This window comes from Neiella litorisoli, from assembly GCF_014773395.1.
Classification (GTDB): Bacteria; Pseudomonadota; Gammaproteobacteria; order Enterobacterales; family Neiellaceae; genus Neiella; species Neiella litorisoli.
This window is the reverse complement of the sequence record NZ_JACXAF010000001.1, coordinates 201,447-224,045: the sequence shown is the minus strand read 5'-3', so window position 1 is coordinate 224,045 and position 22,599 is coordinate 201,447. Positions and strand designations below refer to the sequence as shown.

At 52.1% G+C, this 22,599-nt stretch carries 23 protein-coding genes; 15 read left to right on the top strand and 8 right to left on the bottom strand.

What is annotated here, in order from left to right:
- Positions 1–43 precede the first annotated feature (43 nt).
- The 7 genes from lptM (at position 44) to uvrD (ending at position 6,993) form a co-directional block, all read left to right on the top strand.
- Positions 44–217 (top strand): LPS translocon maturation chaperone LptM, encoded by a 174-nt coding sequence (lptM, locus tag IC617_RS01010; RefSeq protein WP_191143117.1) that lies wholly within the window; start codon positions 44–46, stop codon positions 215–217.
- A gap of 33 nt (positions 218–250) precedes the next feature.
- Positions 251–1,504: a diaminopimelate decarboxylase gene (lysA, locus tag IC617_RS01005; protein ID WP_191143116.1), complete on the top strand. Its 1,254-nt coding sequence runs from the start codon at positions 251–253 to the stop codon at positions 1,502–1,504.
- A 35-nt stretch (positions 1,505–1,539) separates the two neighbouring features.
- On the top strand, positions 1,540–2,370 hold the full coding sequence (dapF, locus tag IC617_RS01000; protein ID WP_191143115.1) for a diaminopimelate epimerase: 831 nt from the start codon (positions 1,540–1,542) through the stop codon (positions 2,368–2,370).
- Complete coding sequence (locus IC617_RS00995; protein ID WP_191143114.1) at positions 2,367–3,071, top strand: DUF484 family protein; 705 nt, start codon at positions 2,367–2,369, stop codon at positions 3,069–3,071. Before dapF ends, IC617_RS00995 begins: the two co-directional genes overlap by 4 nt.
- A complete protein-coding gene (gene xerC, locus IC617_RS00990; protein ID WP_191143113.1) occupies positions 3,064–4,023 on the top strand; it encodes a tyrosine recombinase XerC in 960 nt (319 codons plus the stop codon). The genes IC617_RS00995 and xerC overlap by 8 nt, the downstream gene beginning before the upstream one ends.
- On the top strand, positions 4,023–4,748 hold the full coding sequence (locus tag IC617_RS00985; protein WP_191143112.1) for an HAD-IA family hydrolase: 726 nt from the start codon (positions 4,023–4,025) through the stop codon (positions 4,746–4,748). The genes xerC and IC617_RS00985 overlap by 1 nt, the downstream gene beginning before the upstream one ends.
- Before the next feature lie 79 nt (positions 4,749–4,827).
- Positions 4,828–6,993: a DNA helicase II gene (gene uvrD / locus IC617_RS00980; RefSeq protein ID WP_191143111.1), complete on the top strand. Its 2,166-nt coding sequence runs from the start codon at positions 4,828–4,830 to the stop codon at positions 6,991–6,993.
- A 17-nt stretch (positions 6,994–7,010) separates the two neighbouring features.
- Here uvrD and IC617_RS00975 read toward each other — a convergent pair whose 3' ends face one another.
- From IC617_RS00975 to IC617_RS00950, 6 genes are all read right to left on the bottom strand, one after another.
- Positions 7,011–8,684 carry a methyl-accepting chemotaxis protein gene (locus IC617_RS00975; protein WP_191143110.1) on the bottom strand — a complete coding sequence of 558 codons (1,674 nt, stop codon included), beginning with the start codon at positions 8,682–8,684 and terminating at the stop codon, positions 7,011–7,013.
- A gap of 222 nt (positions 8,685–8,906) precedes the next feature.
- Entirely contained in the window at positions 8,907–9,341 is a 435-nt protein-coding gene (locus IC617_RS00970) for a DUF805 domain-containing protein (protein ID WP_191143109.1), read from the bottom strand.
- A 10-nt stretch (positions 9,342–9,351) separates the two neighbouring features.
- A complete protein-coding gene (gene rarD, locus IC617_RS00965) occupies positions 9,352–10,254 on the bottom strand; it encodes an EamA family transporter RarD (protein WP_369410346.1) in 903 nt (300 codons plus the stop codon).
- Positions 10,255–10,338: 84 nt separating this feature from the next.
- The gene (locus IC617_RS00960) at positions 10,339–10,803 is read right to left on the bottom strand and encodes a thioesterase family protein (RefSeq protein ID WP_191143108.1); all 465 of its coding nucleotides are present in this window, start codon (positions 10,801–10,803) and stop codon (positions 10,339–10,341) included.
- Between the two features lie 115 nt (positions 10,804–10,918).
- Entirely contained in the window at positions 10,919–11,782 is an 864-nt protein-coding gene (locus IC617_RS00955) for a pirin family protein (protein WP_191143107.1), read from the bottom strand.
- A 9-nt stretch (positions 11,783–11,791) separates the two neighbouring features.
- Positions 11,792–12,397, bottom strand: a complete 606-nt coding sequence (locus IC617_RS00950; RefSeq protein WP_191143106.1) for an FMN-dependent NADH-azoreductase — start codon at positions 12,395–12,397, stop codon at positions 11,792–11,794.
- A gap of 117 nt (positions 12,398–12,514) precedes the next feature.
- Here IC617_RS00950 and IC617_RS00945 point away from each other — a divergent pair, with 117 nt between their 5' ends.
- From IC617_RS00945 to IC617_RS00930, 4 genes are all read left to right on the top strand, one after another.
- Positions 12,515–13,237: a lipoprotein intramolecular transacylase Lit gene (locus IC617_RS00945; RefSeq protein ID WP_191143105.1), complete on the top strand. Its 723-nt coding sequence runs from the start codon at positions 12,515–12,517 to the stop codon at positions 13,235–13,237.
- Complete coding sequence (locus IC617_RS00940; RefSeq protein ID WP_191143104.1) at positions 13,237–14,130, top strand: LysR family transcriptional regulator; 894 nt, start codon at positions 13,237–13,239, stop codon at positions 14,128–14,130. The genes IC617_RS00945 and IC617_RS00940 overlap by 1 nt, the downstream gene beginning before the upstream one ends.
- An 89-nt stretch (positions 14,131–14,219) precedes the next feature.
- Positions 14,220–15,191 (top strand): GGDEF domain-containing protein, encoded by a 972-nt coding sequence (locus IC617_RS00935; RefSeq protein ID WP_191143103.1) that lies wholly within the window; start codon positions 14,220–14,222, stop codon positions 15,189–15,191.
- An 83-nt stretch (positions 15,192–15,274) separates the two neighbouring features.
- Positions 15,275–16,084, top strand: coding sequence for an ion transporter (locus tag IC617_RS00930; RefSeq protein ID WP_191143102.1), 810 nt, complete (start codon positions 15,275–15,277; stop codon positions 16,082–16,084).
- Between the two features lie 39 nt (positions 16,085–16,123).
- On the opposite strand, the gene IC617_RS00925 is transcribed toward IC617_RS00930, so the two are convergent.
- A complete protein-coding gene (locus IC617_RS00925) occupies positions 16,124–17,011 on the bottom strand; it encodes a fructosamine kinase family protein (RefSeq protein ID WP_191143101.1) in 888 nt (295 codons plus the stop codon).
- A gap of 119 nt (positions 17,012–17,130) precedes the next feature.
- Here IC617_RS00925 and recQ point away from each other — a divergent pair, with 119 nt between their 5' ends.
- On the top strand, positions 17,131–18,960 hold the full coding sequence (recQ, locus tag IC617_RS00920; RefSeq protein ID WP_191143315.1) for a DNA helicase RecQ: 1,830 nt from the start codon (positions 17,131–17,133) through the stop codon (positions 18,958–18,960).
- Here the strand turns inward: recQ and aqpZ are convergent.
- Entirely contained in the window at positions 18,957–19,655 is a 699-nt protein-coding gene (aqpZ, locus tag IC617_RS00915; RefSeq protein WP_191143100.1) for an aquaporin Z, read from the bottom strand. The two genes, recQ and aqpZ, sit on opposite strands and share 4 nt — an antisense overlap.
- 139 nt (positions 19,656–19,794) lie before the next feature.
- On the opposite strand from aqpZ, the gene IC617_RS00910 reads away from it, so the two are divergent.
- From IC617_RS00910 to IC617_RS00900, 3 genes are all read left to right on the top strand, one after another.
- Entirely contained in the window at positions 19,795–21,240 is a 1,446-nt protein-coding gene (locus IC617_RS00910) for a protein adenylyltransferase SelO (RefSeq protein WP_369410345.1), read from the top strand.
- Complete coding sequence (locus IC617_RS00905; RefSeq protein WP_191143099.1) at positions 21,228–21,530, top strand: hypothetical protein; 303 nt, start codon at positions 21,228–21,230, stop codon at positions 21,528–21,530. Before IC617_RS00910 ends, IC617_RS00905 begins: the two co-directional genes overlap by 13 nt.
- Before the next feature lie 124 nt (positions 21,531–21,654).
- Positions 21,655–22,560, top strand: a complete 906-nt coding sequence (locus IC617_RS00900; RefSeq protein ID WP_191143098.1) for a D-hexose-6-phosphate mutarotase — start codon at positions 21,655–21,657, stop codon at positions 22,558–22,560.
- Positions 22,561–22,599: the final 39 nt, after the last annotated feature.

The following is a 22,599-nucleotide window of genomic DNA, read 5'->3' as shown; positions in this document are numbered from 1 at the left end:
TAGAGGCCATTTTGACAAATTCTATAACTGAGAGTGGAAACAGATGCGGAACAATCTGCGGTCACGACTGGTAGGGGCAGCTTTGCTGGCCTTCATGTTTAGTCTTGCAGGCTGTGGTCAAAAGGGGCCGCTTTACTTGCCTGAAGAGCCTCAACAACAACCTCAGCCGACTGACGAGCCTGAGCAACCAGCGACCGAGCCAGCAACAGGGCAATAACCCGGCTGGCCCCAGAATCTCAAGGAGTATTTTTTGGATCATTTTAATTATCAGGACAACGGCCAGCTATTTGCCGAACAGGTTCCCGTTGCCGCTATTGCCGAAACTTACGGCACCCCTTGTTATGTCTATTCGCGTGCGACCTTAGAGCGTCACTGGAAAGCGTTTGATGATGCCGCTGGCGATCATCCGCATTTGGTGTGTTATGCGGTAAAGGCAAATTCCAATCTAGCGATTTTGAGCGTGTTGGCCAAGCTAGGCTCTGGTTTTGATATTGTCTCTGGTGGTGAGTTAGCACGAGTGCTGGAAGCCGGTGGCGACCCAACCAAAGTAGTGTTCTCGGGTGTTGGCAAAACGGTCGAAGAGATTGAATACGCCCTTGAAGTTGGTGTTGGCTGTTTCAACGTTGAATCTGAGCCTGAGTTGCACCGCATCGCTAAAGTTGCTGAGCGCTTGAACAAAGTAGCGCCAATTTCGGTGCGGGTAAACCCAGATGTGGATGCGGGCACTCACCCTTACATCTCAACGGGCCTGAAAGAGAACAAGTTTGGTATTGCCATCGAGCAAGCGCCGTCTGTTTATCGCCAAGCGGCGGCATACCCGCAGCTGAAAGTGATTGGCGTCGATTGCCATATTGGTTCTCAGCTCACCGAATTGGCGCCGTTTTTAGAAGCGCTTGATCGGTTGCTACTGCTTATTGATCAGCTGGCATCAGAAGGCATTGTCATTGAGCATTTGGATGTTGGTGGCGGTTTAGGTGTGCCATACGATGGCGAACAACCACCGCACCCGAGTGAATATGCTGCCGCGTTACGTCAACGCTTGACCGACCGGCCGAATCTCAAGCTGGTATTTGAGCCGGGTCGGGCGATTGCTGCTAATGCCGGTATCTTGGTGACCAAAGTTGAGTTCCTCAAGCCTACTGAAGCCAAGCATTTCGCTATTGTCGATGCCGCCATGAATGATTTAATTCGGCCGTCGCTCTACAGCGCGTATCAGGCCATTGCGCCAGTCGATCGCAGCTTAGAACGTGACGCTGCCCTTTACGACGTCGTTGGCCCTGTTTGTGAAACCGGTGATTTCTTGGGTAAAGACAGAGAGTTAGCCATTGCAGAAGGGGATTTGCTGGTGGTACGTTCGGCTGGTGCATACGGTTTTTGTATGGCGTCGAATTATAACTCGAGACCCCGTCCGCCAGAGATTTTAGTCGACGGCGACGAAACAATTGAGATCCGGCGACGCGAAACCTACGCAGAACTATGGAAAGGAGAGGTAGTGCTGCCGTAAACTAGCGCCATTGATTGAATTAGAACAATGCTTTCATGCCGCTAGAATTTTCTAAAATGCATGGTCTGGGTAACGACTTTATGGTCATCGACAACGTTACCCAGAACCAGTACCTATCGCCCGATCAGATCCGCCGTCTGGCGGATCGCAATTTCGGCGTTGGCTTTGACCAGTTGCTGGTCGTTGAGCCGCCTTATGATCCAGATATGGATTTCCACTACCGAATTTTTAATGCCGATGGCTCTGAAGTGGAGCAATGCGGTAATGGTGCCCGCTGTTTTGCCCGTTTTGTCCGCATCAAAGGCTTGACCAGCAAACACCGTATTGGCGTTAGCACGGCCAAAGGCAACATCCTGCTACAGGTTGAGCGCGATGGCACGGTGTCAGTGAATATGGGTAAACCCATTTGGCAACCGAAAGAGGTGCCGTTTGAAGCCGATGCTCAGGCCGAGCATTACATGCTGGATGTTGCCGGTCAGCAATTGAAAGTGGGTGCGGTGTCGATGGGCAACCCCCATTGCGTCACTGTGGTGGAAAACCTAAAAAACCTTGATATCGAGACCCTTGGGCCAGCGATTGAACGCCACGCCAGATTCCCTGAAGGCGTCAACGCCGGCTTCATGCAAGTGATGAATCGTGGCCACGTCCGTTTGCGGGTGTATGAGCGCGGTGTTGGTGAAACCCTCGCTTGCGGCACCGGCGCTTGTGCTGCGGTGGTGGTTGGCCAGAAATTTGGCTTACTCGATAAACGAGTGAAAGTTGACTTGCCCGGTGGTACCTTGCAGATCCGTTGCGATAGCGACAGTCACCCTGTCCGTATGACCGGCCCGGCGAAGCATGTTTACGATGGAACCATTAACATATGAGTCACGATGCGACGTCAGAATCAGCAGCTGAGCAACTGCCAGCTGATTTAGCTGATCAACAGGTCAAAGCCTATTTAGAAGCCGATCCTCAGTTCTTTGAGCGGCACAGTGATTGGCTCGCCAATGTGCGTTTTACGCATCCTCAGCGCGGCAGTATCTCGCTGGTGGATCGACAGCTCGACAAGTTGCGTGAGCAAAACAATCTGTTGCGTGAAGAAATTACTGAGCTTATGGCTATCGCTAAGCATAACGAATCGATTTACAACAGTTTCTGCCAGCTCTATGTGGCGTTATTGCCGTGCCAGTCGATCAATGAGATCCATCAGAAAGTGCAACACATTTTGAGCGACTTGCTCGGCCTGAGTGCGATTACCATGTGGCCCTTGTCGGGTCAGCAAGATTGGGTGCCGCGCCGCAAACCTGTCGAGCATGAAGCGCTCAAAGCGCTGGCCGAGCGACGTTTGCGTCATCAGCCCTATTATTTTGGTCGACTCAACGAAGTGGACAAAGCCTTGCTGTTTGATGAACAGCCGGTCGAGTCTGCGGCGTTGATGACGTTAGAAGATGAGTCCATTCTGCTGGCCTTTGGTAGCACCGATGCCAGTCATTTTAACCCTAGCCTCGATGTCTTATTGCTGGATCAGCTGCGCTTGTTGTTAAGTGCGGTACTCAAGCAATTACGCGAACGTCGCCATGGCTAATTCTTTGCGGCAATGCTGTGACGACTTTTTGCAACACCTGCGGGTGGAGCGTCGTTACAGCCCCCGCACTTTGGATAGTTACTGCCGCACCCTGAGTCAATTTTGCGAATGGGCTGAGCAACACCAGCTGGCGCAACTGGACGACGTGCTCAATGTTCATATTGAACAATGGTTGGCTGCCCAGCATCGCAAAGGTAAAAAGCCTCGAACTTTGGCGCAACAAATGTCGACGCTGCGCAGTTTGTTTTTGTATGGGGTGAAGCAGCAGTGGTTAGATGTCGATCCCACTCAAGGAGTGACAACCCCCAAGGTTAATCGGCCGCTGCCGAAAAACTTCGATGTCGATCAGGTAAATCAACTGCTGCAAGCGGCGAGTGACGATCCACTTGGTGCCCGCGATGTCGCCATGATGGAAGTACTCTACGGCGGTGGTTTGCGAGTCTCTGAGCTGACCGCACTGAACATCGCCGATGTTGATTTTGACAGCGGTGTTGCAACGGTTACGGGGAAGGGCAGCAAAATGCGTCTGGCGCCACTGGGTCAGGCTGCGGTTCGGGCGATTGAGCGTTGGTTGCCGTTTCGCAATGGCTTGGCGCCGGCTGATGAGCCTGCGTTGTTTGTCAGCAAGCAAGGACGGCGGATCAGCGAGCGCTCGGTGCAAGGGCGGTTGGCGAAAGCTGGCATCGAGCAAGGGATTAATGCCAAAGTCCACCCTCATAAACTTCGTCATTCCTTTGCCACGCATATGCTTGAGAGTAGTGGCGATCTGCGCGCGGTTCAGGAATTATTGGGCCATGCCAATCTGTCGACTACCCAGGTCTACACGCATTTAGACTTTCAGCATTTGGCCAAAGTTTACGATCAGGCGCATCCGCGGGCCAAACGCACCAAGGTCAAAGGACAAGGTGGTGACGACAACAGCGATAGCAACGAACGCCAAGGAGATGTTTAGTGCGGGTTTATAAACGTTGGCAGCGGCCGCTAGCCATTAGTTTTGATTTGGATGACACTCTTTACGATAACGGCCCCAATATGGTCAACGCCGAGGCGGTATTGCAAACTTGGCTCGCTGAGCAGCATCCGGAATTTGCCGCCATGTCAGTAGCCGATTGGGCGAACTATCGGCGACAGGTAGCATTGCAGCACCGTCACTTGGGCGATGACATGACCGCTTTGCGCCGAGCGGCGTTGCATCAGGCGTTTGCTGAGCGCGGCTTTGATAGCGAAGCGACCACGCGATTGGCAGAGCAAGGTTTTGAATTGTTTTTGCATCACCGCAACCAATTCGAGGTTGCCAGAGATATCGTCGCTCTGATGACGCAGCTCAAGTCTCGCTATCGTCTAGTGGCGATTACCAACGGCAATGCGCAGCCGCATCTCATCGGCCTCGATCAGGTGTTTGACCATGTGTTTTACCCGCAGGCCGGCCAATACCGGGCCAAACCTCATGCTGACTTATTCCGTTTAGCCGAGCAGCAACTGGCTATCAAACCGCATCAAGGGCTGCACTTGGGTGATCACTTGATTTCCGATGTTGCTGGTGCCCTCGGGGCGGGCTGGCATGCTGGTTGGTTTAACCCTGCGGCGACTCCTTTGACGGGCAGACAGCGGGCGCTGGCGCTGCCTCATTTTGAGTATGCACAACTGGCCGATTTAGTTACCGTGCTGATGGCTTAAGCCATTATTATGTACTGTATATTCATCCACTAAAAACCGCTATACTGCCGCTTTCGATTGCAGCAAAGGTACTCAAGGCGTGGATGTCAGTGAATTACTCGATGGTTTAAACGATGCCCAGCGCGAAGCGGTTGGCGCTCCGGCATGTACCCAATTGGTGTTAGCTGGCGCCGGCTCTGGTAAAACCCGAGTACTGGTCCACCGTATCGCTTGGTTGATGCGAGTTGAGCAAGCCTCGCCGTTCTCCATTTTGGCGGTAACCTTTACCAACAAAGCGGCGGCGGAAATGCGCGGCCGGACAGAGAGTCTGCTGCGTGGCCAGCTCAATGGCATGTGGATTGGCACCTTTCACTCGCTAGCACATCGATTACTGCGAACCCATTTTCAAGAAGCGGGTTTACCGCAAACCTTTCAAATTCTCGATAGCGACGATCAACTCAGGCTGCTGCGGCGCTTAATTAAAGCCCTTGGTCTTGATGACAAGAAATGGCCCGCCAAGCAAGCCAGCTGGTTTATCAATGGCAACAAAGATGAGGGGCTGCGCCCCCAGCACATCGATAGCCATGGTGATCCAACCACCAAAACCTGGCTGCAAGTATACGAAGCCTATCAACAGGCGTGTGATCGTGCGGGATTAGTCGACTTTGCCGAATTGCTGCTGCGCGCCCACGAACTATTTCTTAAAAATCCGGCATTGTTGCGTCACTATCGAGACCGTTTTCGCCACATTCTGGTCGACGAATTTCAGGACACAAACCGTATTCAATATGCCTGGATCCGGCTGCTGGCGGGTGAAGACAACCATGTCATGATTGTTGGCGATGATGACCAGTCGATCTACGGTTGGCGTGGTGCTCGGGTGGAAAATATCCAGAAGTTCCTCGATGAATTTCCGGGCGCTCGGATGGTTCGGCTGGAGCAAAATTATCGTTCGACCAGCACCATTTTGAAGGCTGCTAATGCAGTCATTGCCAACAACTCAGACCGGCTCGGCAAAGAGCTATGGACGGATGGTGAAGATGGCGAACCGATTTCAATCTATGAAGCTTATAACGAGCTCGATGAAGCGCGCTATGTTGTTGGCCAGATCCAGCAGTGGCAACAATTAGGCAATGCCCTAACAGACTGTGCCATTTTATACCGCTCCAATGCCCAGTCTCGAGTGCTGGAGTCGGCCATTGGCCAAGCTGGTGTGAAATACCGAATTTATGGCGGCGTGCGTTTCTTCGAGCGGCAAGAAATTAAAGACGCCATGGGCTATCTGCGGTTGCTGAGTAATCGCCGTGATGATGCTGCCTTTGAGCGGGTGGTCAATACCCCAGCACGAGGCATTGGCGATACCTCGCTGGAAAAGATTCGTCTGAATGCTCGTGAGCACGGTTGTTCCATGTGGCACTCGGTGCTGATGATGTTAGAGGCGAAAACCCTGAAAGGTCGCGCAGCTACATCGGCAGCGCGTTTCGTTGATCTGATTGAATTTCTTGATCAGCAGGTGGCTGAAAAGCCGCTTCACGAAAAAACCGACGTGACCATGCGCCACTCCGGCTTATTGGCCATGTATCAGGCTGAAAAGGGTGAGAAAGGTCAGGCTCGGGTAGAAAACCTTGAGGAATTGGTGAGTGCCGCCAAAGCCTTTGTTCCGAGTGAAGACGAGCAGGAGATGACCGAACTCGATGCGTTTTTGAGCCATGCCGCGCTCGAAGCCGGAGAAGGTCAGGCTGATGAATTTGACGATGCGGTACAACTGATGACGCTCCATTCGGCCAAGGGCTTGGAATTTCCGTTGGTCTTTATGGTTGGCGTTGAAGAAGGCATGTTCCCAAGTATGCAATCTGGTGAAGATCCAGAACGCCTCGAAGAGGAGCGCCGGTTGTGCTACGTAGGCATGACCCGAGCGATGCAAAAGCTGGTGATTTGCCATGCTGAAAGCCGCCGCTTGTATGGCAAAGAAAGCTTTAATCGGCCCTCGCGCTTCTTACGAGAAATACCGGCTCAGTTGGTTAATCAAGTCAAGCTCACTACTCAGGTGAGTCAGCCGACCATGCCCAATCGCTTTCATCAGGAGGCCGAGCGCTTTGACGATGCCGGCTTTTACTTGGGCCAGCGGGTTAATCACCCGAAATTTGGCGATGGCACCGTCACCAACTATGAAGGCAGCGGTCCGCAAACTCGGATCCAGATCCACTTCGATGATGTTGGCAGCAAGTGGTTGGTCATTGCCTATGCGCGATTATCAGCCATTTAGCAATGAGGGTGTGTTCATCACACCTTAAATTGGGCAAGTAATTGGCCGAGTCGTTCACTTAGGCGCGCCAGATTATCACTCATTGCAGTCGTTGCAGCGGCGTGGTTTTCGGTTTCGCCAGCCGAGTCAGAAATTCGAGTAATGCTGAGGTTGATGGATTCGCTGACACTCGTTTGTTGCTCTGAGGCACTGGCAATTTGCTCATTCATGGCGCTGATCAGGCTGATGGCATGGGCCACTTCGTCCAACGAGGTTTGCGCTTTGGTGGCATTTTCGACCGCCTGTTGGCCACTATCGCGGCTTTGCGTCATGGCGGCGATAGCATCGGTCGAGCCTTGTTGCAGGCGTTCAATCATCGACTGAATTTCTTCCGTACTTTCCTGAGTTCGACTGGCCAGCGAGCGCACTTCATCGGCCACTACGGCAAACCCGCGGCCTTGCTCTCCTGCGCGGGCCGCTTCAATCGCTGCGTTTAAGGCCAGCAAGTTGGTTTGCTCGGCAATGCCTCGAATGACATCAAGAATCGACACAATGGAATTGACATCATTGCCCAGCGACTCGAGGGCACTGGCACTTTGATCGATTTCCTGGGCGAGACGATCGATGGTGTCGGAAGTTTGGCTGACTACGCCGTGCGCTTGAGCGCCGTCAGAGCTGGCTTTGTTTGCCGCTTGTGCCGCTTCTTCGGCACTGCGTGCTACTTCGACCGCTGATGCGCTCATTTCATTCATCGAGGTGGCGACCATATCGGTTTCGGTGCGCTGAGTTTGCACCGAATTATGGGTGCCTGACGCCGATTCAGCCATTTGCTGGGCGGTTTCAGCCAGCTCCTTCACCACGCCTAAAATCGATTCAATGGTTTGATGAATCTTGTCCACAAACTCATTGAACGACTGGGCCAACTTGCCAATTTCATCGTCATTCTGAATGACCAGACGCTGGGTTAAATCGCCATCGCCTTGGGATATTTCATGCAAACTTTGTTGAACATTGATAATCCGCCCCATCATTTTGTTGGCGAATAACGACGCTGCTAGCGAAATAATCGCCAGAGTGACCACGGCAATGCCAACAAACCACCACACCGCCGCGATAACTGAAGCGTCTGCTTGCGCCCGCGCCTTGGCGATTTGTCGTTCAATGTGATCGATGTAGATACCAACCCCTACCACCCAGTTCAGTTGTGGGATGTACATGGAATAGCTCAGCTTCGGTTCTGCCTGAGTTTGTCCCGGCTTGGGAAAGCTGTAATGGGTGTAGCCGCCACCATTCTGGGCTTCCCTAACAATGTGCTGAATGAAGGTATTGCCATCGGCATCTTTCAATTGCAAAAAGTTGTCGTTCAGACCGGCAGTACTGGCGCCGAGTAGCACTCGCACGCCTTCTGGGGTATAGCCAAAAATATAGCCATCGGTACCAAACTTCACGGAGGAAAATCGCTGGTAGGCTTGCTGTTGCTTTTGTTCTTTGCTCAGGCTGTTATTGAGCACAATGTCATCGAGGCTACTGACGCTGGCCTCAACCAATGACTTTAATTTGAGTTTTTCGGCGGCCTCCAAGGTTGCTCGGGTGGTCTCAAGCTCTTTTTCCGCGACGGCTTTTAATTCATAAATCGTCAACATGGTGGCGACGACGAACACTAAAAAAGCGGGAATGGTGGCAAGCAGAATGACTTTTATACGAACTGACATAGTGACCTCGGGTAACACAGACGCAGCCAAAGCGGCCTCACCTATAGGCTAAAGGTAGGTGCTTTAACACAAATGCAACACAACTCACTGGAGTCTAGCAGCGGATCATCAGGGCAATATGTCAGCCATCAGAAATGGCAGCGCGATCAGTCATTAATTTGATTTGACGCACATTGAGTGTGGATTAAAGGTCCGACCGGATGAGGCCATCCGGCCATGATATTAGGCTTCGAAATGACCGTTGCTGTCGTTCGAATTCGATGGTGGGTTCTGGTTGTTTTGATCGCCGGGGCCATAGCGGTTTGGTCCCGCGGTACCGGGCATAAAGCCGGCTTCAATCAGATACCAGATTGGACCAATCAGCGGGATAAACTGGATCAGTACCCAATACCAAGGTCGATCGCGGTCCTGAAAGCGTTTGATGTCGATGGCGAGTTTTGGCCACAGCAACACCAAATTGATTTTCCAACCGAAGCTCATTAACGCATCCAATGCCGCTTGGTCTTCTGGGTTGCGGGAAAAGCGCTCTAATACCTCACCGCCAAAGCTCAGTAACAACAAGGTACTGATCGCCAGCATCGCCACTTGACAGAGCCAAAAGGTTTTACGGTTGATGCGGCCGCGGAATGAAAACAAAAGCCAGTTAAAGTAGTTCATTGATTGTTGCTTACTCAGTTAGAGCCTTTCGTTGTCGGTTTAAACGACTGGCGCGAATGCCATGCCAGCTGAACACCACTAATGCGCCCCAGATAAAGGCAAATGTGATGAGTTTATCAATGGTCATGGCTTCACCGTACATGGTGGTTGCCAGTATAAACATCAAGCTCGGGCCAATATATTGAAAAAATCCCAAATGCGACAGCGGTAATCGTTTGGCGGCAGCGATGAAACACAGCAGCGGGGCGGTAGTGACAACCCCTGCTGCGATCAACAGGCCGTTGATCATGGCATTGTGATCAGCCATCGGCAGGCCGTTACTGCTGACTGAGACCAGATACCAGATCGCCAGTGGCGCAATCAGGGCTGTTTCAACCCACAAGCCGGACACGCCATCTATGTGAACTCGTTTTCGCAGCAAACCATAAAAGCCAAAGCTTACCGCCAATATCAGCGCCACCCATGGCACTGAGCCAAAACTGATAATTTGGATCAGTACCCCAACGGTGGCGAGTGCCATGGCAAACCACTGTAAGCGGGCCAGCCGCTCTTGCAGAAACACCATGCCGAGCGCGACGTTAACGAGCGGGTTGATGTAATAGCCCAGCGAGGCATCAAGCATGCGATCATTGTTGACCGCCCAAATAAACACGCCCCAATTGACGGCAATGAGGGCTGAGCTTAACCCCAGCAGGGCCAGTTTTTTAGGCTCTTTAAGTAGTTGTTTGATGGCGTGCCAGCCAACATGCCATGTTAGCACTGCCAGCAGTAATACAAACGACCACACCACCCGATGACTGACCATTTCGAGGGCTGGAATTTGTTGCAGCGATTTAAAATAGATGGGCGCAATGCCCCACATGGTGTATGCCAAGACAGCAAAAATTGCCCCTTGGCGTGCTACTGATTGCACGATGTCGCTTCCGCTAGTGATTGCCGCGCGAGTTTAACGCGGCGTCAAAGCCGATCGCAATGTAAATCATGACTGGGTTGCTGCTTAACCCACCATATAAGTGCCCGTACCGAAGGCGATGTGAGTGCCCTGCTCATTGTGCAGCTCCATTCGGGCCACGGCGACTTTAGTACCCGTGCGAATGATATGGGAAGTGACGGTGAAGTGATCGCCCCAGCCCGGGCGCAGATAATCAACCCGCAAATCAATGGTGCTCATGCGCGCTAATTTGTCGTTCAACTGTTGTTCTGTCATGGCTGGCATTCGTGCCAATGCCGCCGCGAAGGTCACTGCTGCCCCGGCGACATCGAGAGCCGTGGCGATCACCCCTCCGTGGAGGATTTTATGGATGGGATTGCCAATGAGTTCCGGTTTGGCAGCAAAGGTCAGTTTTGCCCCAGTGGGATCATACTGTTCAACTTTAAGGCCGATGACTTTGTCAAAGGCCATACCTTGATCGAATAGCTCGGCCACTTTGTCGAGGTGGTCGGCGGGATTGATTAGATCCATGGCAAGCTCGTCCTAGAAATACAGATTGATACCGGACGAGACTAGTGGACCGACCAGTTATGTCCAGTCACTACCGACAAAATTGTGAATCAAGCAGTGATTCAGGCGGCCACGATCAGACCGCCGGTGTTGTCAGGGCGCCGTTTTGGTAATCGGTAATGGCTTGGTCGATTTGCGCTTGGCTATTCATAACAAAAGGCCCGTATTGCACGATGGGCTCCTGCAATGGCTGGCCTGCCAGCAACAGAATTTCGCTGTCAGGGCCCAGGCTGATTTGCACATCACCTTGCTGTTCAAAGCGAACCAATGAACCGGCGGTACCGCGCCATTGCGATGCCTCAACGGCCAACTCACCTTGGGCGATGTAAATCATCACGTTACGGCCCGACTTCTGGCTAATGGTGAGTGATTTTGCCGTCTTACCGGAATGGCTGAGATACCAGATCTGCGGCTCGGTATCAGCAATTTCTGTATGGCTGTTCACGACCTGTTGGTTGACTTGACCGGCGCCGGCAATGGCGCGGATGGAGACGCCATCGATGTGGTTTTCGGCAATCTGGCCGGATTCGATGTTTTGATAGTCGGGCGCCATCATTTTGTCTTTGCTCGGCAGATTAAGCCAAAGTTGGAAGCCGCGTAATTTACCATCGGTTTGCTTTGGCATTTCCGAGTGGATCACGCCCCTTCCGGCCGTCATCCACTGAGCGCCGCCGTCTTTAATGCCGCCGACATTGCCCATGTGATCACGATGCTCAAAATGCCCCTGTAGCATATAAGTCACCGTCCGAAAGCCGCGATGTGGGTGAGGCGGAAAGCCCGCGATATAGTCATCTGGGTTGTCCGAGCCAAAGTCATCGAGTATCAAAAATGGATCGAATCGTTCTGGCCGCGGGCCGCCAAAGACGCGCAGTAAGTTGACACCATTACCATCGCTCGTGGCGCGACCGCGGATCACTTCAATAACTTTTCTTGCTGTCATCACGGCCTCCTAATGAATGGCGATCGCTGCGATTTGTTTTTCGGCAGCACTGATCGCTGCTGAGCGCGCGTCATCACCCATGCTGAGGCCTTCGGCAAAAATCATGGTGACTTGGGTTAAACCAAGGAATCCAAGCATGGTTTTGACAAAGCTCTCAATGGTGTCACTCGGTTGATCACGATGGACGCCGCCACGGGTAGTGATGACATAAACCGGCTTGTCGCGGAGCAGTCCGACAGGACCATTGTCAGTGTATTGAAAGGTTTCGCCTGCTCGGGCGAGATGATCAAACCAAGCTTTTAGCATTGACGGCACCTGAAAGTTGTACATGGGTGCGGTCAGAATGATGGCATCGGCGTCGCGCACTTCGGCAATCAACTCATCGCTGTAGGCCACGGCTTGTTGCTGTTGCTCACTGCGTTCTTCCGCTGGCGTCATCAGCGCACCGAGATGAGCACCGTCGAGGTGGCGAACTGGATCTGCGGCGAATGAGCGGTTGACCACCTTAAGCTGCGGGTAGGTGGACAACAACTTTTGTTGCATTTGATTGGCCAGCTGGCTGCTGACACCGGCTTCGGCAAAAACGCTGGAATCGATACGAAGTACTTGTTTCATGCTGAGCTCCTGAAATATGGGTTAGCGAACTGACAACTTGATAATAGAATTATTCAATCGATTGAATGATGGTATTATTTGCTTAAATTAATCGAATAATTTGATGGATTGCCGTTCATGGTCATCATTCGGGTACTGATTTGGTTATCCATGTGCCTTTTGCTCTGGGTCGTCGCGGTTGGCATCAGCTATCAAGCCAATCGGCTAGCGCACTTCGGCTACCCCTTGTGGTACGAGCTAATTAACATCGATGGTCATATCAAACGCTATGCGCCGCTGAATAAGATGAAGCGCAAAGACTTTCACCTGACTGACAAGTCCCAGCATCTATTGCTTTTTGAGCAGCTGAATGAGGCCGTACATCAGCAGCCCGAAAAGCTCGGCGACATTCAATACACCACCAATAGTGGCAGCAAACCTTGGTTAACTGAGAGCGAGATTATTCATCTCAAGGATGTTCATCAGCTGCTGCGAGATTGCATGGTGATCTGGTGGTTATGCTTGCCGTTAGCCATGGTTTTACTTTGGTTGTATTGGCAGTCGAGGCTGCAGTTTCCCAGTGTTCAGACGCGCCGAGCGGTGGCTGCTGTCATCTTATTGGCCGGTGTTACGGGCTATTGGATGGTCGGGTTTGATGACTTGTACCGGCTGTTCCATGAGTCTGTGTTTCCCCCTCAGCACCAATGGTATTTTGACTATCATCAATCGCTGATGACCACTTTACTCAAAGCACCTGACTTATTTGCTATCTGGGCGGCGCAAATTGGTGGCTTGGCACTGATCATCTGTATTGCGGCGCTGATGGCCGTGCAACGCCGAACTAAATCTAAGGTGAGATAATGCCATTGCCGCGAATTTCGTTAGAACAATGGGCGACCTTTCAGGCTGTGATTGATTGTGGTTCATTTGCCAAAGCCGCTGAAAAGCTCAACAAAAGCCAGTCAGCGGTGAGTTACATCATCAGCAAAATGGAGCAGCAATTACCCACGCCAGCCCTGACGCAACGAGGCCGAAAAGCAGTGTTGACCGAAGCTGGTGAAGTACTTTATCGCCACGCCAGTAACTTGCTGGCGCAAGCTCAGGCGCTGGAGCAACATGCCAGTTATTTGGCCTCGGGGTGGCAGGCGGAGGTGACCATTGCGGTCGACGCCGTGGTTGATATGGCACCCATTGTTGCGGGGATTGCGGCCTTTTCACAAGCCCATCCGGACACTCGAATTCGAATTCTAGAAACCACCCTGTCGGCCACCGATGATGCCTTGTTGGAACGTCAGGCAGATGTGGTGTACGCCGTGCGGGTGCTGCCGGGCTTTCTTGGTAAGCCGGTGGCGACCAGCTCGATGATTTGTGTTGCTAGCCCCAACCATCCGTTAACGCAGCTCAATCGCTCGGTAAGCTCCGATGATTTGCGCCAACATCGACAATTGGTGATCCGCGATTCAGGTGTCCGGCGTCCGGTTGATGCCGGTTGGTTACAGGCCGAGCAGCGTTGGACAGTGACTTACTTCGGTACGGCGATTGATATTGTGAAACAAGGGCTTGGCTTTGCATTTATCCCGACTTCGCATATCCGTAAGGAATTACAAGACGCCGAGTTAGTGGCCGTGCCGCTGGCATTTGATGCCAAAAAATCGCTGGTGGTGAACCGAGTGTTGGCATTACAAGAGCAGGCCAATCCAGCGGTCGTGGCACTAGCTAATGCGATTGACGACTGTTTTGCCCGCGCTTCGTAATCCGGCTCACAGATTGATTCATTGTTCGGTTGATCCAGACGGGACTTTCTATACTTAGCGCTTAGCCATATGTTGCCTTGGAGACAGCAGTGAAAAAGCCCGCTAGCCCTGATAATGAAGCGGCTCGATTAGTCGAGTTGCGTTCTTTAGATGTGCTGGATACGCCCAATGAAGAGCGCTTTGATCGCGTCACTCGAATGGCCAAACGCGTCTTTGATGTACCCATTGCGGTGGTGTCTTTGGTTGATGACCAACGCCAGTGGTTTAAGTCTTGCGTTGGCCTCGAGGTATCAGAGACGCCACGGGATGTATCTTTTTGCGGCCATGCCATTCTCGATTCGAAAGTGCTGCTGGTGACGAATGCGCTGGAGGACGAGCGCTTTTTCGATAATCCTCTGGTGACCGGCGAGCCGGGGATCCGCTTTTATGCTGGCTGTCCGCTGCGGGCAGTTTCCGGGGCACGACTGGGCACCTTGTGTTTGATCGACACTAGGCCGCGAGATTTCTGCACAGAAGAAATGGAAACTCTGGTTGATCTGGCATCCATGGTGGAACGAGAATTATCGGCGTTTCAGATGGCGACCACCGACGAACTGACCGGCATTAGTAATCGCCGAGGGTTTGCTACCCTTGCTGAGCACAGTATGAAGGTGTTTGCGCGCGAGCACATCCCAGCCACTCTGGTGTTTTTCGACTTAGATCACTTCAAGGAAATCAACGACACTTTTGGTCATGCCGAAGGCGATGTGGCGTTGCAGTGCTTTGCCGAAGCGATGCGGGAAAATTTCCGCGAATCTGACTTGTTTGCCCGAATTGGTGGCGACGAATTTGTCGTGTTATTCACCAATACCCGTCGCCAGGTGGCCATGACGGTGCTCAAGAAGTTTGCTGACGCCATCAAAATTCACAACGCTGAGAGTAATCGTGGCTATGAGCTCGAGTTTTCATGCGGCGCGGTGCAGTATGATCCGCTGCAGCATCCAACGGTGGATGACTTGCTGGCGGCAGGTGATGAGCTGATGTATCACAACAAGCGCTCGTTACAACACTTGTTCAGCTAAGACCAGTCGATTTTCGGGCTAGTCAGCGGTGGTCAAGGCTTTGTACAATCGCGCCATTATTATGATGTTATGACCAAAGCGAAATGACCACCCACTTCGACTCTATTCAAAGCAAGTTTGACCGGCTACGTAAAAACAAGCTGTTCGAACTCCTTGTTATTGCTGTCATTATTTTTTCCGCCTTAATGATCGGGGTGAAGACCTTTGAGATTCCGAGTTGGCTGCATACTGGCTTATCGGTACTCGATTGGGCCGTCACTATCTTCTTTCTCGTTGAAATCAGCATTCGCTTTATCGGCGAGCCGCGCAAGCGTGACTTTTTCAAAAACGGCTGGAATCTGTTCGATACCTTTGTGGTGACTTTGTCGCTCATTCCGGTTGGCAATAACGACATGGCGTTGATTGCACGTTTGGTTCGAGTGTTCCGAGTACTGCGGATGGTGTCGATTATCCCTGAGCTACGAATGCTCATTAACTCCTTGCTCAAAGCGCTGCCACAGCTCGGTTATGTGTTGCTGATGATGTTTGTGATTTTTTACATCTATGCGGCGGTCGGCACTACGGTATTCGGTTCGATTAACCGCGAATTGTGGGGCGATATCGCGATCTCCTTGCTGACGTTGTTCCGAGTGATGACGTTTGAAGACTGGACAGACGTGATGTACGAAACCATGGCGGTGCATGGCTGGAGCTGGATGTATTTCTTGTCGTTTATTTGTTTAACCGCATTCGCCTTTTTGAACATGGTGATTGGTATCGTGGTCAATGTCATCGAGCAGGAAAACAAAGAAGCCGATGCTGCTGAACATGCCGGCGAGCCAACCATCGCAGATGTTCACCGAGAGTTGCTGGCGTTGAAAGCGCAATTGACCGAGCAACAACGCTCCCGTTAACAGCGATTAAGCACCGAATGAAGACAAAACGGCAGCTCTTTAGCTGCCGTTTTCGATCAAGCGTTTAACTGATTGTTCGGCTTGATCGAGATAATGACCACCAAACAAAGTGGCATGATTAAGCAAGTGGTAGAGGTTGTAAATGTCATGTCGGAGGCTCAATGATTCTGGTGCCGCTTTGATGCTTCGATAGGCTTGATAAAATGCCGCAGGAAAGCCGCCAAACAAATCCGTCATGGCAATATCGGCTTCTGCATCGCCAATGTAGCAGGCTGGGTCGACGAGCAGCGGCCCGTGCTTATCGAACATTAAGTTGCCGCGCCACAGATCGCCGTGCAGTAATGATGGCTGGATGGGGTCAACTTGTAATATTGATTCAATTTGTTGGCATATCTCAGCATCAGATATGGGCAGCTGCAATTGCCCTTTGAGTAACGATAATTGATAACCGATCCGTTGGTGAGCGAAAAATTCGCTCCAGCTTGGGGTTGGCGAGTTTGGTTGCGGAGTACTGCCGATGTAGTTATCGGCACTGAAACCGAATGGCTCGCCGGTGACGGTTGCCATTGTTGAAGCTGAATGCATTGCTGCCAGCTGCTCTGCAGCCAACTGCCAGTCTGATGGCTGGGGGTTCTTGGCCTCATGGTACTGGAGCACCAAAAAAGCATGATGTTGGGTGTGATTGGCGATAATAACGTTGGGGGTGCGAATGGTATTGGTCGCCGCGATGGCGACTAAGCCGGCGGATTCTTGGACAAACATATCAAAGCAACTGACATGGTTGAGTTTGATAAATAGCTCGCCACGGTTGCTGTGCAGCTTGAATGCCTGATTAATATTGCCGCCGCTAACAGCCTCAGCCTGACCCAGCTTCAAGCCAGAACCAAGGGCTGACTTGAGCGTGTGCTCAATGTCCTGCCATTGCATACCCTTTGCCTCCTGCGCTTACTAGAGCCTGATGCCCTCAAATTTGTCATTGCTGGCTGATCAGCAACCGGTACAATAGCGCATTCGACAATTTTGTGCTGATAGCCGTTTTGGATTCCATGCTCGCTGATCCCACTTCTCATCCCGCCAATGACTTATTGCCGCAACTTCAGCGAACTCTGCAAAGTGTTTTTGGCTACAGTGAGTTTCGTCCAGGTCAGCACGATGTCATCAGCGCCATTTGTCGGGGTCAAGATGCACTGGTGATCATGCCAACAGGAGCGGGTAAATCATTGTGCTATCAGCTGCCTGCGCTGGTACAAAAGCGCCTGGTGTTGGTGGTTTCACCATTGATCTCGCTGATGAAAGATCAGGTCGATTCGCTGCAGAACATGGGCATTCGCGCAGCTGCCTTGTATGGCGATATTCCCAGAGAGCAACAAATTCAAACCCTTAATGAAGCGCATCATGGCGAACTGGATTTGCTCTACGTCTCGCCAGAGCGAATTGTGCGCGACCGTTTTCTAGAGCGATTAGCCGAGTTGCCGCTGGCCTTTGTTGCCGTCGATGAAGCCCACTGTATTTCCCAGTGGGGACATGATTTTAGGCCTGATTATGCTGCTTTGGGGCAGCTCAAACAGCGTTATCCCAATTTGCCGGTGATGGCGCTAACGGCCACCGCCGATGCCGCCACCCAGCAAGATATTGTTCAGCGTCTGCAGCTCAATCAAGCTCTACTGCACGTGGGTAGCTTCGACCGCCCCAATATTCGCTACACCTTAGAAGATAAGTATCGGCCACTGAAACAGTTGGTTGATTACCTCAATGAGCGGCGGGGCCAAAGTGGCATTATTTACTGCGGTAGCCGAGCACGCTGTGAGCAAGTCTCGGAGCGTCTGGGTAATCACAACATCAACAGTGCGGTTTACCACGCTGGCTTAGAGCCGGAAGTTCGCCATCGGGTACAAGAGCAATTCTTGCGCGATGAAGTTGAAATTGTCGTTGCGACAGTTGCCTTTGGCATGGGAATTAATAAGTCCAATGTGCGCTTTGTTGTTCACTACGACATGCCGAAAAATATCGAGTCTTACTACCAAGAAACCGGCCGTGCTGGCCGTGATGGCCTGCCTTCAGAAGCCTTGATGCTCTATGACCCGGCCGATCGTCAGCGTATTGTGGGTTTCATCGCTAACATCGAAAACCCCGAGCAACGTAAAGTCGAGCAACACAAGCTCGATGCCATTGGTGCTTTTTGCGAGGCGCAAACCTGTCGTCGCCAAGTGTTGCTGAACTACTTTGACGAGCCGGCGCAGCAAGCCTGTGGCAACTGTGATGTTTGTTTGAATCCGCCCAAGCTTTACGATGGCCTGAAAGATGCGCAAATGGCGCTGAGTTGTGTCTATCGCACGGAGCAAAGTCATACCGCTCATCATATTGCCGATGTCTTGCGAGGCTCGGATAACGAAAAAGTTCGCCGTTTCGGGCATCATGAAATTAGCACCCATGGCATTGGCATGCAGCATAGCCATGAACAATGGCTGTCGGTGATCCGGCAACTCGTGCATTTGGGTTTTTTGCGTCAGGATGTCACCCGCCATGGCGCACTGATGCTGACAGAGGCGGCAAGGCCAATATTGCGTGCTGAGCAGCCATTGCAGCTGGCGGTACCGCGTATGCGGGTGAAAGATAAGCGTTCATTGCAACTTGGCTTGAGCGATGAAGACCGGCCGCTGTTTCAGCGTTTGCGTGGCGTTCGAAAGACCCTTGCCGATCGTGATGGCGTGCCGCCTTATGTGGTGTTTTCGGATGCCACGCTGGTGGAAATGGCGGAGCAAAAACCAACCAATGACAGCCAGCTACTAGCCATTTCTGGCGTTGGTCGAACCAAGCTGGCGAAATATGGCGATGAATTTCTCACCGCCATTTGTGCCTACCTGTTGGAGCGTTAATCGTCGCTGCTGGCCACAAACTTGTAGATCAAACCACCCAAAGCGCCGCCGATAATTGGCATCAGCCAGAATAGCCATAATTGTGCCACTGCCCAATCGCCGACAAAGAGCGCCACACCAGTGCTGCGAGCTGGATTCACGGAAGTATTGGTGACCGGAATACTGATCAAATGGATGAGGGTTAAACACAGGCCAATGGCGATTGGCGCAAAGCCTGCTGGCGCCCGCTTATCCGTTGCGCCCATGATGACAAACAGGAACATCATGGTCATCACCACTTCACAGACGATTGCTGCGGTCATGCCGTAGCCACCTGGCGAGTGGGCGCCAAAACCGTTGGAAGCAAAGCCGCCAGCGACGGAAAAATCAGCCGACCCGGAGGCGATGGCATATAGCACGGCACCACCGGCAACCCCACCAATGACTTGAGCAATGATGTAAGGGCCGAGTTCAGCAGCAGAAAAACGGCCACCCAACCACAAGCCAACCGACACTGCCGGATTCAAATGGCAACCTGAGATGTGGCCAATGGCATACGCCATGGTCAGCACGGTTAAGCCAAATGCGAGACTGACGCCGAGCAAGCCAATACCGACATCGGGAAAACCAGCAGCAAGAACGGCACTGCCGCAGCCGCCGAGCACCAACCAAAACGTACCAAAAAATTCAGCGAGGAGCTTTTTTGACAATGGCATAACGAAGTCCTTTTGTAAGCGGGAGTATGAAGATAGAAAAAAGAAGTATTTCGTCGCCAAGTGTAGACATGATTTAATCAGTCCGTTGTTTTTTGTCGTATCACTGTTGGACGATAATAAAATTGCAGGGAGTCTGTGGGTGGAAGCGTGGCAATTTGAAAATTCTTGGTTTAACGAGTTAGCAGGCACTTACTCCAAAGTGTCGCCTGACGCCATTAGTAACCCAGTGCTGGTGGCCTACTCACAGCAAACTGGGCAGTCATTGGGATTAGCCGAGCAACCCGACGCCGACGCTTTGTGTCGCTATTTTTCTGGCCAAGCGTTGCTGCCCGGTAGTGAACCTATCGCGCAAGTCTATGCTGGTCACCAATTTGGTCAGTATGTGCCGCAGCTAGGTGATGGTCGCGGCTTGCTGTTAGGCCAGATCCGCAATCAACAGGGCGATTTGGTCGATCTACACCTCAAAGGCGCAGGGCAAACGCCGTACTCTCGATTTGGTGATGGCCGAGCCGTGTTGCGATCCAGCATTCGCGAGTTTCTTGCCTCGGAGGCGTTGACCGGCTTGGCAATACCTACAACCCAAGCGCTGTGTGTGATTGGCAGCGACACGCCGGTGCAACGAGAGGAATTGGAATCGGCGGCGACCCTTTTGCGCATTGCTGACAGCCATTTGCGCTTCGGACATTTTGAATATTTCTATCATCGCAACGAGCACGATAAATTAAAGCAGCTTGCCGACTTTGCTTTGCGCCATCATTTTCCGGAATGCCTCGAACAGCCTGCGCCTTACGCCGCGATGTTTGAGCAGGTGGTGGTCAAAACGGCGCAGTTGATTGCTCATTGGCAGGCCGTCGGCTTTACCCATGGAGTGATGAATACCGATAACATGTCATTGCTCGGGCTGACCATTGACTACGGCCCTTACGGCTTCATGGATGGTTATCAGGCCGGTTATATTCCCAATCATTCGGATCATGGCGGCCGCTACAGCTATGCCCAGCAGCCGGGTATTGGTCACTGGAACCTGCAGTGTCTGGCGTTGGCGTTGTCGCCATTAGTCAGTAAGGAGCAATCTCAACTTGCGTTGGAGCACTATCAAACAGCGCTGCTAGGGCGCTACAGTCAGTTAATGGCGGGTAAATTCGGCCTTGATGAAATTCAGCAGGACGATGGTGAAATGCTCAATGGCTTGTTCACCCTGATGCAAGCTGAAGGGCAGGACTTAACCCGCACCTTTCGTCAATTGAGCCATCAGGATGTGACCGAGCAACGAACCCCAATGGAAGATAACTGGGTGGACCGAGAAGGCTTTCGCCAATGGTGGCAAGCCTATCGTCAGCGCCGACTTGCACAGGGCGACGCGCAGTATTGGCAGCAGCAGATGCTGGCGACCAACCCCAAATATGTATTGCGTAATTACATGGCGCAGCAGGCCATCGAGGAGGCCCAATCTGGCCGATTTGATGAAATTGCACGGTTGCAGCAAGTCCTAGCCAAGCCGTTTGCTGAACAGCCTGAGTTCGAACAATATGCCGCACTGCCGCCTGATTGGAGTCAGCATTTGGAGATTTCATGCAGCAGTTAGACGAACCCAGCAGTGAGTTTCTAGCCATTAGCTGTGAGCAAGAAGAGCAGGTTGTAGAGCTGGCCCAGCAGCTCGCTAAACTCGCTGGTGGCACATTGTCTGATGAGAGTTTAGGCGCCGATGTTTGGTTTGCCTGTTTACAACTTCCTGAAGGCCTCGTTCAGCTTCATTATGATTGGTTAGTTGGTGGTTTTTGGTTGCAGCCCACTGGGTTGCTGGCCGCTGATGTCACGGCCTGGCATTCACTACTCGACAAACTAAAGCCTCTGGCGGCGTGCAGTAAACGCTGATGCCCATCTAGCGGTGGCTGTAACACTGTTACGTCGATAACATAGCCGCCATTGAAATCATCCTTTGAGTCGCCGAAGAGCGCGCTCAAAGTGCCTTTTTGTCAGCCATGGAAGCCATTGACTTATGTCCGACGTTTTAACCCAGCTCCAATCCCGCTATCAAAACTTAGCCCAGCTATCGTTTGCTGAAACCGACTCGGGCTTGGTGATGGTGACAATTAATAACGATTTTGCCAGCGCGGCGGTGTGCCTCCATGGTGCCCACGTCTGCGCTTTTCAGCCTCGCGGTCAGCAGCCACTGTTGTGGTTAAGCAAGGATGTTGAATTCAAGCCGGGTAAAGCGATCCGTGGCGGCGTCCCCGTGTGCTGGCCTTGGTTTGGCCCGCATCCGACCAATTCTGATTTGCCGCAGCATGGCTTTGCTCGCAATCAAGTGTGGCAGTTGAGCGATGCTATGCAGTTAGTCGATGGTGCGACCGAGTTGCTGTTGACCTTGAACGATACCGAAGCATCCCGTCAGGTGTGGCCCCATGCCTTTGAATTAGCCTTGAAAATCACCGTCGCTAAGCAATTGACCATGGAATTGATGAGCACCAATACCGGCGATCGGGCGATGACTGTTGGCGGAGCCTTGCACAGCTACTTTGAGGTGGCGAGCATTGCCCAAACGCGAGTGCGCGGGTTGGACCAAGTGAGCTACGACGACAAAGTTGCTGACCAACAAGGCATCATTCAGCGTGGCGATATTATTGTTGATGAAGAAGTCGATCGGGTTTACCTCGACACTTTGGCCACTTGTTTAATTCAGGATGAGGGTAACCAGCGGGTGATTGCGGTGGCCAAAGAAGGTAGTCGCACCACTGTGGTGTGGAATCCATGGATTGATAAAGCGGCAGCAATGGTTGACTTCAATGATGAGGGCTATCAAACCATGGTGTGTATTGAGGCGGTGAATGCAGGTGATGACTGTCACACTTTATTACCAGGGCAAAGCCATTGTTTGACCCAAACCATCTACCTAGTTGATTAGAAAACGAATAACTGGTTGATGGGGTTGCATTTTGTTGCT